11 protein-coding genes are annotated in these 14,002 nt (G+C 73.4%); 2 read left to right on the top strand and 9 right to left on the bottom strand.

All coding sequences use genetic code 11. From position 1 onward, the window contains the following. Nucleotides 1-61: 61 nt before the first annotated feature. From OHS81_RS30390 to OHS81_RS30350, 9 genes are all read right to left on the bottom strand, one after another. The gene (locus OHS81_RS30390; protein WP_328388511.1) at nt 62-877 is read right to left on the bottom strand and encodes a TrmH family RNA methyltransferase; all 816 of its coding nucleotides are present in this window, start codon (nt 875-877) and stop codon (nt 62-64) included. Nucleotides 878-929: 52 nt separating this feature from the next. Further along, a complete protein-coding gene (gene cobA / locus OHS81_RS30385) occupies nt 930-2,168 on the bottom strand; it encodes a uroporphyrinogen-III C-methyltransferase (protein ID WP_328388509.1) in 1,239 nt (412 codons plus the stop codon). A gap of 161 nt (nt 2,169-2,329) precedes the next feature. Next, nucleotides 2,330-6,637 carry a nicotinate-nucleotide--dimethylbenzimidazole phosphoribosyltransferase gene (gene cobT / locus OHS81_RS30380; RefSeq protein WP_328388507.1) on the bottom strand — a complete coding sequence of 1,436 codons (4,308 nt, stop codon included), beginning with the start codon at nt 6,635-6,637 and terminating at the stop codon, nt 2,330-2,332. Between the two features lie 236 nt (nt 6,638-6,873). After that, on the bottom strand, nt 6,874-8,094 hold the full coding sequence (cbiE, locus tag OHS81_RS30375) for a precorrin-6y C5,15-methyltransferase (decarboxylating) subunit CbiE (RefSeq protein WP_328388505.1): 1,221 nt from the start codon (nt 8,092-8,094) through the stop codon (nt 6,874-6,876). A gap of 195 nt (nt 8,095-8,289) precedes the next feature. Then, nucleotides 8,290-8,925: a GNAT family N-acetyltransferase gene (locus OHS81_RS30370; RefSeq protein WP_328388504.1), complete on the bottom strand. Its 636-nt coding sequence runs from the start codon at nt 8,923-8,925 to the stop codon at nt 8,290-8,292. Between the two features lie 288 nt (nt 8,926-9,213). Then, nucleotides 9,214-10,071 carry a MetQ/NlpA family ABC transporter substrate-binding protein gene (locus OHS81_RS30365; protein WP_328388503.1) on the bottom strand — a complete coding sequence of 286 codons (858 nt, stop codon included), beginning with the start codon at nt 10,069-10,071 and terminating at the stop codon, nt 9,214-9,216. A 99-nt stretch (nt 10,072-10,170) separates the two neighbouring features. Further along, the gene (locus OHS81_RS30360; protein WP_328388501.1) at nt 10,171-10,905 is read right to left on the bottom strand and encodes a methionine ABC transporter permease; all 735 of its coding nucleotides are present in this window, start codon (nt 10,903-10,905) and stop codon (nt 10,171-10,173) included. Next, nucleotides 10,902-11,978 (bottom strand): methionine ABC transporter ATP-binding protein, encoded by a 1,077-nt coding sequence (locus tag OHS81_RS30355; RefSeq protein WP_328388499.1) that lies wholly within the window; start codon nt 11,976-11,978, stop codon nt 10,902-10,904. Before OHS81_RS30355 ends, OHS81_RS30360 begins: the two co-directional genes overlap by 4 nt. Before the next feature lie 381 nt (nt 11,979-12,359). Next, the gene (locus OHS81_RS30350; RefSeq protein WP_328388497.1) at nt 12,360-13,007 is read right to left on the bottom strand and encodes an HAD family hydrolase; all 648 of its coding nucleotides are present in this window, start codon (nt 13,005-13,007) and stop codon (nt 12,360-12,362) included. Between the two features lie 117 nt (nt 13,008-13,124). Here OHS81_RS30350 and OHS81_RS30345 point away from each other — a divergent pair, with 117 nt between their 5' ends. Together OHS81_RS30345 and OHS81_RS30340 are read left to right on the top strand one after the other, a co-directional pair. Beyond that, nucleotides 13,125-13,493: a hypothetical protein gene (locus tag OHS81_RS30345; protein ID WP_328388495.1), complete on the top strand. Its 369-nt coding sequence runs from the start codon at nt 13,125-13,127 to the stop codon at nt 13,491-13,493. Further along, nucleotides 13,486-13,944 (top strand): hypothetical protein, encoded by a 459-nt coding sequence (locus OHS81_RS30340; RefSeq protein ID WP_088796797.1) that lies wholly within the window; start codon nt 13,486-13,488, stop codon nt 13,942-13,944. The genes OHS81_RS30345 and OHS81_RS30340 overlap by 8 nt, the downstream gene beginning before the upstream one ends. Nucleotides 13,945-14,002: the final 58 nt, after the last annotated feature.

The following is a 14,002-nucleotide window of genomic DNA, read 5'->3' as shown; positions in this document are numbered from 1 at the left end:
GCGGGGCGGGCCGGCCAACCGGGCGGGACGCCGACGCCGCCGAGGAGCGCGGGCGCGCCCCTTAAGCGGGCCGGCCCGTCGCCACCGCGTAGAAGGCCACCGCGGCGGCCGCTCCGACGTTGAGCGAGTCCACGCCGTGCGCCATCGGGATGCGGACCCATTCGTCGGCGGCCCGCAGCGCGCCGGTGCTCAGGCCGCCGCCCTCCGCGCCCAGCATCAGGGCGGCGCGCTCCAGAGTGTGCGGGGCGGCTTCGTCGATGCCGGTGGCCTTCTCGGCCGGGGTGAGGGCGAGCAGGGTGAAGCCCGCTTCCCGTACGGCGGCCAGGTCCCGGGGCCAGCTCTCCAGGCGGGCGTACGGCACGGAGAACACCGCACCCATGGAGACCTTGACCGAGCGGCGGTACAGCGGGTCGGCACAGTCCGGGGAGAGCAGCACCGCGTCCATGCCGAGGGCCGCGGCGCTGCGGAAGATCGCGCCGATGTTGGTGTGATCGTTGACCGCTTCCATGACCACGATGCGCCGGGTCCCGGCGAGGAGTTCGGTGGCGTCCGGCAGCGGCTTGCGCTGCATGGAGGCCAGCGCCCCACGGTGGACGTGGTAGCCCGTCACCCGCTCGGCGAGGTCCGGGCTGACGGCGTAGACCGGCGCCGGGACCTCGTCGATCACATCGCGCATGACGTCGACCCACTTGGCCGAGAGCAGCATGGACCGCATCTCGTAACCGGCCTGCCGGGCGCGCCGGATGACCTTCTCGCCCTCGGCGATGAAGAGCCCTTCCGCGGGCTCGCGCCGGCGCCGCAGCTCGACGTCGGTCAGGCCGGTGTAGTCGGCCAGCCGGGGGTCGTCCGGATCGTCGACGGTGATGATTTCTGCCACGGGAAGAGAGTGCCTTGTCGGTGTCGGGGTGCCAATGCCGCGTCGGGATCGGCTACCTGGGGGCAGGTGCGGGGGCGACGGTGACGACGTCGCCGACGACGATGACCGCCGGAGGACGGACGCCCTCGGCCCGTACGGTGTCCCCGAGCGTGGCGAGCGTGGCGTCGACCCGGCGCTGGGCGGCGGTGGTGCCTTCCTGGATGACGGCGGCCGGGGTGTCGGCGGGCCGGCCGTGGTCGATCAGCTTGGCGGCGATGGCGCCGCTGTTCTCCACGCCCATCAGGACCACGAGGGTGCCGCGCAGCTTGGCGAGCGACGGCCAGTCCACGAGCGAGCGCTCGTCGTCGGGGGCGACATGGCCGCTGACGACGGTGAATTCGTGGGCGACTCCGCGGTGGGTGACCGGGATGCCGGCGGCGCCGGGCACCGAGATGGTGCTGGAGATGCCGGGGACGACCGTGCAGGGGATGCCGGCCTCGGCGAGCGCCTGGGCCTCCTCCATGCCGCGGCCGAAGACGAACGGGTCGCCGCCCTTGAGGCGGACCACTGCCTTGCCGGCCTTGGCGTGCTCGATCAGCGCGTTGTTGATGGCCTCCTGTGCCATGAACCGGCCGTAGGGGATCTTCGCCGCGTCGATGACCTCGACGTGCGGCGGGAGTTCGGCGAGCAGATCGCGGGGGCCGAGCCGGTCGGCGATCACCACGTCCGCCTCGGCGAGCAGCCGCCGGCCGCGGACGGTGATCAGATCGGGGTCGCCGGGGCCGCCGCCGACCAGCGCCACGCCCGGGGTGTGCGGACGGCGGTGGTGCGGGGCGGCGAGGCTGCCGTCGCGCAGGCCCTCGACGATGGCGTCGCGCACGGCGGCGGAGCGGCGCGGGTCGCGGCCGGTGAGCACGGCGACGGTGACGCCCTCGCTGCGGCCGGTGGCCGGGGTCCAGGCGGTGGCCGCCTCGGCGTCGTCGGAGCGTACGCACCACACCCGGCGGTCCTCGGCCTCCTGGGACGCGGCGGCGTTGGCCTCCGGGTCGTCGGTGGAGATCAGCGCGTACCAGGCGCCGTCGAGGTCGCCGTCCCGGTAGCGGCGGCGCTCCCAGCGGATCTCACCGGCGTCGGCCATCGCCTCGACGGAGGGGGTCGCGGACGGGGAGATCAGCAGGACGTCGGCACCCGCGGCGACGAGGGAAGGGAGCCGGCGCTGGGCGACCTGCCCGGCGCCCAGGACGACCACCCGGCGGCCGGACAGCCGCAGTCCGACGGGGTAGGCGGCGTGTTCGGCGGCGTGATCGGCCATGGCGGTACGGCTCCTTGTGCGGATGCTGCGGGGTTCGGCGACCGGCTCAGCCGCTGCGGCTCTGGAGCGGCTGGTGCGGGGGACGGCCCGGGACGGCGGTACGGCCCCGGCCCACAGCCTATGGGGCTGTGGGCCGGGGGTCATGCGGAGGTCGGGCCTGATCAGGTCTTCTCGGTCACTCCGGCCGAGTCGAAGGTGGCGACCTCGTGCATGGCGCGGGCGGCGCTCTGCACCACGGGCAGCGCGAGCAGGGCGCCGGTGCCCTCGCCGAGGCGCAGATCGAGGTCGACCAGCGGGCGCAGACCCAGCTTGTTCAGGGCCGCGACATGGCCCGGCTCGGCGCTGCGGTGCCCTGCGATGCAGGCCGCCAGCGCCTCGGGGGCGATGGCACGGGCCACCAGGGCGGCGGCGCCGGCGCTGACCCCGTCGAGGATCACCGGCGTACGCAGCGAGGCGCCGCCGAGGATCAGTCCGACGAGGGCGGCGTGCTCCAGGCCGCCGATCGCGGCGAGGACACCGATGGGGTCGGCCGGGTCGGGCTGGTGCAGCTCCAGGGCGCGGCGGACGACATCGACCTTGCGGGCGTGTGTCTCGTCGTTGATGCCGGTGCCGCGGCCGGTGACCTCGACCGGGTCGACGCCGGTGTAGACGGAGATCAGCGCGGCGGAGGTGGTGGTGTTGGCGATGCCCATCTCGCCGGTGAGCAGCGCCTTGTTGCCGGCCGCGACCAGGTCGCGGGCGGTGTCGATACCGACCTCGATCGCCTGGAGCACGTCCTCCTGGGTCATCGCCGGGCCGGCCGTGAAGTCGGCGGTGCCGGCGCGGACCTTGCGGGGCAGCAGACCCGGGGTGGCGGGCAGGTCGCTCGCGACACCGACGTCCACGACACAGACCTCGGCGCCCACCTGGTTGGCGAAGGCGTTGCAGACCGCGCCGCCGCCCAGGAAGTTGGCGACCATCTGGCCGGTGACCTCCTGGGGCCAGGGGGTCACGCCCTGGGCGTGCACCCCGTGGTCACCGGCGAAGATCGCTACGGCGGCCGGTTCCGGGATGGGCGGCGGGCACTTGCGGGACAGTCCGGACAGCTGCGCGGAGATGATCTCCAGCATGCCCAGCGCCCCGGCCGGCTTGGTCATCCGCTTCTGCCGCTCCCAGGCCTCGCCGAGCGCCTTGGCGTCCAGCGGGCGGATGCCCTGCAGGGTCTCCTGGAGGAGGTCGTGCGGGCTCTCGCCGGGCAGCGCGCGCCGGCCGTAGGTCTCCTCGTGCACGACCCAGGACAGCGGGCGCCGCTTGGACCAGCCGGCCTGCAGCAGCTCGGGCTCCTCCGGGAACTCGTCGACGTAACCGATGCACAGGTAGGCGACGACTTCGAGGTGGTCGGGCAGGCCGAGTTCGCGGACCATCTCCCGCTCGTCGAAGAAGCTCACCCAGCCGACGCCCAGGCCCTCGGCGCGGGCGGCGAGCCAGAGGTTCTCGACGGCGAGCGCGGAGGAGTACGGCGCCATCTGCGGCTGGGTGTGCCTGCCGAGGGTGTGCCGGCCGCCGCGGGTGGAGTCGGCGGTGACGACGATGTTCACCGGCGTTTCGAGGATGGCCTCGATCTTCAGCTCGCGGAACTGCTTGGCGCGCGCCTTGGGCAGCGACTTGGCGTACGCCTCGCGCTGCCGCATGGCGAGCTGGTGCATCTTCTCGCGGGTCTCGTCCGAGCGGATGACGACGAAGTCCCAGGGCTGGGAGTGGCCGACGCTGGGGGCGGTGTGGGCCGCCTCCAGGACGCGCAGCAGCACCTCGTTGGGGATCGGGTCGCCGCGGAAGCCGTTACGGATGTCGCGGCGTTCGCGCATCACACGGTGCACGGCGGCCCGCTCGGAGTCGTCGTACCCGGCGGCCGGGGACGGCGCCTCGGCCGCGTCGGACGCTGCGGGGTCGCCGGCGTCGGGCTGCTCACCGGCCGGCTGTGGCTGGTCGTCGCCGAGCTGGACGAGTTCGGCGACGTCCTGCTGGTGGGGCGCCTCGTCGTCCTGCTGCTGGGGCGTCTCGTCGGCGGGGGCGTCGGCCGCGGGGGCGTCGTCGGGCGTGGGCCCGGCCGCCGAGGGCTCGGCGGCCGCGGCGCGCGGGGCCGGGCCGTCCGCGGGCGACGGCTCACCGGAGGCCTGGGCCGGGATGTGGACGGCCACGGGCGGGGTGTCCGCGGGCGACGGCTCACCGGAGGCCTGGGCCTCGGGGGCCTCGGGGGCGGTGGGCTCCGTGGGAGCGGCGGGCTCCGCGGCTTCCGCGGTCGTGGCGGTGTCCGCGGGTTCGCCGGTCGCCGGCTCCGCGGCGGGGGCGGTGTCCGGGGTCGTCCCGGCCGTCGGGTCTTCCGGCCGGCCGGGGGCGTCGGGGCCGTCCGCTGCGGGCGGTTCCTCGACGCTGGCGTCCGCGTCCTGCGGCGCGGCCTCCGCTGCGGGCGTCTGTGCGGTCTGCTGCCCGGCGGCGTCCACGGGGGCACCGGACTGCGGCTGTCCGGCGGCCGGTTCCTGCGCCTCGGGCGGCTCTATGACGGTCTGCTCCGCGTCCGCCTGCTCCGTGTCCGTCTGGTCCACGGGCGCGCCGGTCTCGTCGGCGGGCGGCGCGACGGGGCCCTGCGGGACGGCGACGGGCGCCGGGTCGACGGCGGGCTCGACGGCGGGCTCGGCCGCGGGGACGTCCGTACCGGCCTCGGCAGGGACGGCCTCGGCGGCGGGGGCGGCCTCGGGCGCGGCGGCCTCAGGAGCGGACTCGGACTCCGGCGCTGCGGTCTCGGGCGCTGCGGTCTCGGGCGCTGCGGTCTCGGGCTGCTGCTGGGCCTCGTCGGTGGCAGGGGCCGGGTCGGCGCCCTGTCCCTGGTCGGCGGGCTGCTCGTCCTGCGCTGCCGGGGCCGGACCGGCAGGGGCGTCGGCCGGCTGCACGGTTGCGGGCTCCGCCACCGGGCCGACGGCTTCGGGCTCGACGGGAGCCGGGGTGGCGGCGGGCTGCGCCTGCGCCTCCGGGTCGGCCACGGCTCCGGCTTCGGCTCCGGCTTCGGCTCCGGCTCCGGCTCCGGTGGGCAGGCCCTGCTCCACGGGCTGCTGCGGGTCCTCGACGGCGGCCGCCTCGGGCTGCTGGGACGCCACGGCGGAGTCGTCCACCGCGGGCGCCTCCGGCACGGCGGCATCCGGCACCACTGCTTCCGCCTCGGCCGTCTGAACGGACGCCGCCTCGGCAGACGCGGCCGCTCCGTCCTGACCGGCCAGGGCCGCATCCGGCAGAACGTCCGCGTCCACGCCCTGCGGCTGTTCCATCGCCGCCGCCCCGGCCGGCACATCCTGCCCGGCCTCGGTGGCTCCCGCGGCGGCCGCGCCGTCACCGGCCTCCGCCGCGCCCTCGGGCGGCAGCGGCGTGGGCTGGGGCTGCTCGACGGGCAGCGCTTCGACGGGCAGTGCTTCGACGGGCTGCGCGGTGTCCGGCAGGACGGGCGTCGCCTCGGCGGCAGGGGCGGCCGACGCCTCGGGGGCGACCGTTTCTGCAAGCGGGGCCGACGCCGCGGCCTGGGCGGCGGCCTCCTCCCACGACGGCACCTGGGACGGGATCTCGCCGAGCTGCGGGCCGGGCAACGGACCCTGGCCCGCGGCCCCATAGGTCTGCTCGGCGGACAACTGCCCGCCGTAGGACTGCCCGCCGTAGGACTGCTCGCCATAGGACTGCTCGCCGTACGGCTGCCCGGCATACGACGACGCCGCAAGGCCCTGTTCCGGCGCGGCCGCCTCCCCCAAGGGCTGCTCGGCGTACGGCAGGCCCGCGTCGGCCGACGGCACTTCGCCCGCCACGGCCTCGGGCGCCCCGGCCGGAACATCGAAGTATTCGGGTCCGCCGGTGGGCGGTCCCGCGTGCCGAGCGGCGGGCTGCGCGGGCGCTTCGGCCGGTCCGCGGTCGGCGAGCGAACGGACCACTCCGCCGGTCGCGTCGGGGACGGGCGGGCCCATGTGCAGCGGACGGCGCGGGGGCGTGGCGGGCGCCGCGGCACGGGGCTGCTGCGGTGCCGCGGGCTGCGGGATACGGACGGCGCCGAGGTCGACCGAACCGGAATCCCGGCCGCCGCTCTCGTGGTCACCGGCCGGGGCGGGCATCGGCTCGAAGCCGGTGGCCCCCTGGGCGGCCGGGTCGTACGGCGCGCCCTGCCGGTGCTGCTGGTCGGGACCCTGGTGGGTCTCCTGCGCCTGCGGGAGCGGCTGGGCCGCCGACTGCTCGCTCCAGGCGCCCTGGGCACCCGGCATCAGCAGCAGATCGTCGTCCTCGACGACGCCGTCGGCCTGGTCGGCATAGGGGTAGGCGCCGGGAGGGGGCACCAGGCCCGGCAGCTCCGTCGGTCCGGCGTCGGCAGGGGAGGGAGCGGCCGCCGGCTGCGGCTGCCCGGGATGTCCGCCTGCGTTCTCCGGCTGTCCCTCGCCCGGGACCTGGCCGGTGTCGGTCATGCGTACCCCTCGCCCATTGGTAGTGCTCCTTCCAACCGCTCGTGCGACGCGCTCGACCGGGGCGCGCCGACGCCCCGATAGCTAGAACGAGCGAGCACGCCTCGCGGCACGTCCGCTCTCCAGAGCTTCATATTCGGCCAAAACCACGGCATTTTCCGGATATTGGTGTACGAAGCAGAATGCGGAACGGCGGCGCAACGATCCGCCAGCCTACCTCGCGCGGGTTGCCGTGCTGGTCATGGGTGAGGAACGCGATAGCCGCTGAGCAAAAACACCACGGACCGCTCGCGTTCGACCCAGACGGAGGTGTCCAGGTCCACGGACTGCAGCAGCGCGCACTCGACTTCGTAGCCGCCGTCGGCCAGCGCCCGGCCCAGCGCTTCGGCCTCGTCGCGGGTGGCGGCGTGGGTGACGATGCGTTCGGGACGGCGGGCCGCGCAGGCGGTGATGACCTCCGCTCCCCCGCCGCCGACCCGGATCACATCGGGCTCGGGCAGGTCCTCCAGGACCTGCGGCGCCCGCCCGTGCACGACCTGGAGTTGGACGCCGTGACGGCGGGCGAGGGCGGCGGTGCGTCCGCAGGCGTCGGGATCGGCGTCCACCGCGATGACGGCGGCACCGAAGCGCCCGGCCTCCACCGCGGCGGCTCCGCTGCCCGCGCCGATGTCCCAGACGAGGTCGCCCACCTGCGGCCCCAGGCGGGCGAGTTGTGCGGTGCGCAGCTGGACGGACTCGCCCTCGCCCAGGGCGCCGCCGTAGGCGCCGGCCGGAAGTCCCCAGCCGCGCGCCCCCGTCGGATGGCCGACCTCGCGTCCGGCGATCCAGCCGGCGCCCTGGGCCGCGGCGCCGCCGGGCGAACCACCGATGACAATGACGACATTGGGGTCACGCCAGACATGGTCGGCGACCTTGTCCGATGTGAGTACCGTCACCCGCTCCCGGTCGGTGCCCAGGTCCTCGCAGATGACGAAGGTGCGGTGGACGCCGCCGAGCAGCAGGGCGAGTTCGGCGGGCCCGGCGCCGGGCGAGGTGAGCACCGCGACCTTGGTGTGGGCGCGGCAGACGTTCACCGCGCGGCGCAGATCGCGGCTGTGGGCGACGACGACCTGGGCGTCGTCCCAGGGCATACCGGCCCGGGCGAAGGCGGCGGCGACGGAGGAGACGGCCGGTACCACTTCGACTTCCAGGCCGTGCTCGGGTGCCCGCAGGGTGCGTACGACGCCGAAGAAACCGGGGTCGCCGTCGGCGAGCACGACGGCGGTGCCGCGGTGCTGGGCGATGCGGCGGGCGGCCAGGGTCACACTGCCGAGCCGGATCCGCTCGGCGTTCGGCGGGACTTCGGGCAGTGCGAGGTGGTGGGCGGCGCCGGCCACCAGCGTGGCGGCGCCGAGGGCGGAGCGGGCGGCGGCGGTCAGCGCGGAGCCGTCCCATCCGATCACCGTGACCCGGTCGGCCATGCTCGTCAGTCTCCTGGGGCAGCTGTGGTTGCGCGCGCGGGGCGGCAGGCAGGCCGGCTGCGGGCGGTCGCAGGCCGGTGAGGCGCCGCGAGGCAGACGGGACTGTGCATACAGGCCCTGGTCCGCGCGGGTCGCGCAGGTGCGCGGCAGGCTGAGGGTACCCCGAGAGGTACGGACCGGAGTGCGGGCGTGGGGTCAGTTCCACTCGGGGTAGGGATATGCGTCCGCCTCCGCCGGGCGGCCCGGGATCTGGTCCAGGTCCTCGGGCAGCAGGCTCCACACGATCAGATCGGTGCGGATGTCCGTCCAGCCACCGTCCTCGGTGCGGCTGCGGACGATGAAGGCGTTGCGCAGCACGCCCTCGCTGATACAGCCGATCTTCTGGGCGACCTGCTGGGAGGCGGTGTTGCCGGCGGCGGTGCGCAACTCGATGCGCTCGAACTTCTGGTCGTGGAAGAGCCAGTGGGCGACGGCGAGCGAGGCCTCGGAGGCATACCCCTCACCGCGGGCCCAGGAGGCGACGACATAGCTGATCTCGCTGGAGCGGATCCGCCAGTCGGTGTGCCGCAGTTGGATCACGCCGACCAGGCGCTGGGTGAGGAACTCGGTGACCGCGAAGTCGATGCCGTGGCCCGAGGCCCGTTCGGCGGGGGCGTTCTCGGTGGTCCAGGTACGCGCGGCGTCCTCGGTGTACGGCTGGGGTATCGCGGTCCAGGCGGCGACCAGCTCGTCGTTCATCATGGCGGTGAGGGAGGGCACGTCGGCCTCTTCGAAGGGGCGCAGCACCAACCGGTCCGTGCTGATGGAGATGTCCGGAAAGGTGGATGTCATGCCGCTGCTCCCACGCCGTTGACTGTGGTGTCCGGAACGTCGCGGGCTGTGAGACCGCGAGGTCACGGCCCGTCTTGACCGTCTTGAATGCACCAGCATGCAGCATCGGCCCGCGGGTGTGCACGCGCGTGGGCCCCGGCCGCGCGCGGGCACGGATCCGGGGCCCGGTGGCCGCGCCTGCGGACGGCCACCTTCCGGTGACCTGCGCAGGGGCGGCCGCACGTCCACCCGCCCACCCCTCGAAGGGGGTGGGCGGCGGGGAAGACGTTCAGGACAGCAGCGGCGGCGTCAGCTCTTGGCGGGGCCGAAGGCCGGGATGACCGAGCCGTCCGTGTACTTGTCCTGGATGAACTTCTTGACCTCGGGGGAGTTCAGGAGCTTGGCCAGCTTCTTGACCCGCGGGTCGTTCTCGTTGCCCTTCTTGACGGCGAGGAAGTTGGCGTAGGGGTTGTCCTTGGCCTTTTCCAGGGCGAGCGCGTCGGTGGAGGGCTTGAGGTGGGCGCCGATGGCGAAGTTGCCGTTGATGATCGCGGCGTCGACATCGTCGATGCGCGGCGCGGTCTGGGCGGCCTCCAGCTCGGTGATCTTGATGCCCTTGTCGTCCTTGACGTCGGTCAGCTTGGCGTCGGAGCCGACACCGGGCTTGAGGGTGATCACCCCGTTGTCGGCGAGCAGCTTGAGCGCCCGGCCCTCGTTGGAGGGGTCGTTGGGGACCGAGACGGTGCTGCCGGACTTGAGCTGGGACAGCTTGTCGATCTTCTTGGAGTAGACGCCCAGCGGCTCGATGAGCACGTTCTGGACCGGCACGATGTGCGTGCCGTTCTCCTTGTTGAAGGTGTCGAGGAACGGCTTGTGCTGGAAGAAGTTGGCGTCGACCTGGCCGTCGTCGGTGACCTTGTTGGGGATCTTGTAGTCGTTGAACGGCTTGACGACCAGCTTGAGGCCCGCCTTCGCCGCCAGCTTGTTCTTGACGAAGTCGAGAATGGCGCCGTGCGGGGTGGGGCTCGCGGCAACGACGAGGGGGGCGTTCTTGTCGCCCTTGCCGGTGCTGGCGGTGGTGTCGGAGGGGGCGCTGCAGGCGCTCGCGCCGAGGGCGACGGCGGAGGCGGCGGCTATGGCGACGGAGATCTTGACGGTGTTGCGCACGAAGAGTGCCTCTTTCTTGTTCCCACGCGCAGGTTCACGCGTGATGTCCGCCCGGCAAAGGGTCCGGGCTCGGGGTGGAGCGGTGGCTCCGGGGGTGGGTCAGGCCGCCTCGGTGACCGCGGCCGGTTCCTCGGCGCGGGCACGGCGCAGGCCGACCCGCAGCGAGGAGGTACGGGTGCCGCGCTCGGCGAGCCGGCGGACGACGAGGTCACCGAGCAGCTGGACGAGGGAGACCAGGACGATCAGCTCCACCACCGTGGCGATCATCAGTGAGGTCTCGTACTGCTGGTACCCGTAGGTATAGGCGAGGTTGCCCAGGCCGCCGCCGCCGACCGCACCGGCGATCGCGGAGTAGCCGATCAGCTGGATGACGAGCGTGGTGACGCCCGCGATCAGCGCGGGCAGCGCCTGCGGGAGGAGCACCTTGAAGATGATGGTCCAGGTGCCGCCGCCCATGGCGTGGGCGGCCTCGACCAGGCCGCCGTCGACCTCGCGCAGCGCGGCCTCCACCAGCCGGGCGAAGAACGGGATGGCGGCGAGGGCCAGCGGGACCACCGCGCCGGTCGGGCCGATCGAGACGCCGACGAGGAGGCGGGTGAAGGGGATCAGCACCACGATCAGGATCAGGAACGGGAAGGACCGCCCGATGTTCGCGATCACGCCGAGCACCTTGTTGACCACGACGTTCTGCAGGATGGCGCCCCGCTGGGTCAGGTGCAGCAGCACACCGACCGGGATGCCGATGAGCACCGCGTAGAACGTCGACCACCACACCATGAACAGGGTGTCGAGGGTGTTGTCGTACAGCAGCGGCTGCATCTCGGACCAGGTCACTTGGCACCTTCCTTCTCCAGCGGGGCGCCGGCCGCGACGACGCTCAGCGCGTCGTCGACGGCCTGGCCCGCAACATCCGCCACATCCACCTGGAGCCCCTGCTCGCGCAGGAATCCGATGGGCACGACGTTCTCCTCGAAGCGGCCGGGCAGCTCGATGCGCATCCGGCCGACCTGCTTGCCGCCGACCGTGTCCATGGCGGCGCCGAGGATCGAGATGTCGACGTTGTAGGTGCGCGACAGCTCGGAGATCACCGGGCGGGTGGCGGCCGAGCCGTGGAAGGTGACGTCGACGACGGTGCGGTCGTCGGCCGACGGTTCGCCGCCGACCGGGAACAGCTCCCGGGCCAGCTCGGAGCCGGGGGTGGCCAGCAGCTCGGCGACGGTGCCCTGCTCGACCACCCGGCCGTTCTTCATCAGCGCGGCCGAGTCGCAGATCGTCTTGACGACGTCCATCTCGTGGGTGATGAGCACGATGGTCAGGCCCAGCTTACGGTTGAGGTCGCGCAGCAGCTGGAGGATGGAGCGGGTGGTCTCCGGGTCCAGGGCGCTGGTGGCCTCGTCGGAGAGCAGCACCTTGGGGTCGCCGGCCAGCGCGCGGGCGATGCCCACGCGCTGCTTCTGGCCGCCGGAGAGCTGGGCGGGGTAGGCCTTGGCCTTGTCGGCGAGACCGACCAGGTCCAGCAGCTCCAGCGCCTTGCGGGAGCGCTCACGGCGGTCGACCTTGAGGATCTCCAGCGGCAGTTCCACGTTGTCCTGGACGGTGCGCGAGGACAGCAGGTTGAAGTGCTGGAAGACCATGCCGATGTGGCTGCGGGCGGCGCGCAGCTGGGCACTGGCGCGCTTGCCGCGCCCGGCGATGGACGTCAGCTCCTGGCCGGCGACGGTGACCGTGCCGGAAGTGGGGCGCTCCAGGAGGTTGAGGCAGCGGATGAGGGTGGATTTTCCGGCGCCGCTCTGGCCGATGACGCCGTACACCTCGCCCTCGCGGACGTGCAGATCGACGCCGTCCAGGGCGGTGACTTCGCGGTCTCCTGAACGGTAGACCTTGGTCAGGCCCGTTGTGGTGATCACTAGGGAATTCCGTCACTGTCGAGTGCTCGGCGGCTCGCCCGCCGGGCACGGGGCATTCTTGCGAGTGCGGCAGAGGGGAACAGGGAGCGGCGGCGGGCGCGGGGCCCGGCTCCGGGTTCCGGTGACGCGGGGCGGCCGAGGGCGTCGGGAGAACGACGTACGGCTCATGGCAGGGTCTCGCTTCGGGGCGCGAGGCTCAGGCGGGGGCCCTCAGCGGTCACACATTCGACACATGCAACGAGCACCGGGCGTCAGGTACGCCTCGGTCGCAGGGGTGCGGTTGCTCGTCGTGGTCATGGCGGCCAGTAAACCAGACAGCGGGACGGCCCCATCAAGCCAGTCCGGATGGCGGACATGGCCGACCAACCCGTGGACAGGGCCTCATGGCGCGAGAGTGATCTCCACTGCTGTGTCCGTGGCCTGCGCGGATACCTCCGAGAGCGTGCTGACGACGGCATCCGCCGACAGTTCTTCCGCCCGGTGGGTTGTGGTCAACGCCACGGTCACCATCCCTGCCGCGCGGCCCGCCGTCAGTCCGGCCGGTGCGTCCTCGAAAACCACACAGCGGGCCGGGTCCACACCGAGCCGCTCGGCGGCGAGCAGGAACGGCTCCGGATCCGGCTTGCCCCGGCTGATGTCATCGGCGGCTATCAGGGTCTTGGGGCGGATCCCGGCCTCGTCGAGACGGGCCCCGGCCAGCCGGCGGGTGGCGGAGGTCACCACGGCCCACCGCTCGGCGGGCAGGCTCTCCAGCAGGGCGAGCGTGCCGGGCAGCGCCACGACTCCCCCGGCGACGTCCTCGACCTCCAGGTGCTCGATCCGGGCCACCGCCTCGGCCACCCGGTCCGCGGGCAGCAGGTCGGCGACGATCTCCGCCGCCGGGCGGCCGTGCAGCTGGATCCTGGCGAAGTCCTGCTCGGTGAGTCCGTACTCCTTCGCCCACCGGGCCCAGCAGCGGTTGACGGACTCCAGGGAGGAGATCAAGGTGCCGTCATTGTCGAAAAGGAGCGCATCAGCGGTGATCTTCATGCTGCACGAGCGTACGTGCCACGGCGGGGCCGGACGCGGCCGCCCGCCCGCCGCCGATTAGCATCGCCCCATGCCCCACAACCCCACGGCGCGCAGCCACGTGGCCCGGAGGTCCCGGTGATCGACGCGCTGACGCTCGCGGTCGCGGTGACCGCTCTCGCCCTCGCCGCCTGGTGCGGCTTCGCCGCCTTCCGCGACCAGCCGACCAAGGACTGGCACTTCATCGGCATGGCCCTGGTGTCGGTTCTCGGACTGGTCCAACTGGTCGTCGCCGGCGTGCAGTTGGCGGGCGGAGCGACGCCGGACAAGGGCACCGCGCTCTTTGTCTCGTATCTGCTCGGGGCGGCCGCCTGTGTCCCCGCCACCGGGTTCATGTCGCTCTCGGAGCGGACCCGCTGGGGTTCGGCCACCGTCGCGGCGGGCGCCGTGGTGCTGGCGGTACTGGAAGTGCGGCTGTTCGACATCTGGGGAGGCGGCAGTGCCTGAGACCACGGCGACCACGGCGGCGGACGGCACCACGGCCACCGCCCCGGCGAGGCGTTCCCTGGGCACCGGCCCCGGGCGCCTGCTGGTCACCCTCTACGGCATCTTCACCGTCGCGGCCGCCTCCCGCTCGCTCTACCAGCTGATCGCCCAGTTCGACCGGGCTCCGCTGGCCTACAGCCTCTCGGCGCTCTCCGCGGTCGTCTACGGGTTCATCACCTTCTCGCTGGTGCGCGGCGGTGAGGGCGCCCGCCGGGCCGCGATCGCCTGCTGTGCGCTGGAACTTCTCGGGGTGCTCGGCATCGGCACCTGGACGCTGCTCGACCGGTCCGCCTTCCCCGACGCCACGGTCTGGTCGGACTACGGCATGGGCTACCTCTTCATTCCGGTCATCCTGCCCGTCACCGGCCTGCTGTGGCTGCGCCGGGCCCGTACGGAGCAGCCCGCCGCCTAGGGAACGTCTTCCCAGGGGGCGTCTTCCCGGAAGGGGGGTGCGGGTCCGGCCGCGCGGC

The organism is Streptomyces sp. NBC_00400 (genome assembly GCF_036048035.1).
Taxonomy (GTDB): Bacteria; Actinomycetota; Actinomycetes; order Streptomycetales; family Streptomycetaceae; genus Streptomyces.
Note: the sequence above shows the minus strand (reverse complement) of the source record. Positions and strands in the feature narration are given on the sequence as shown.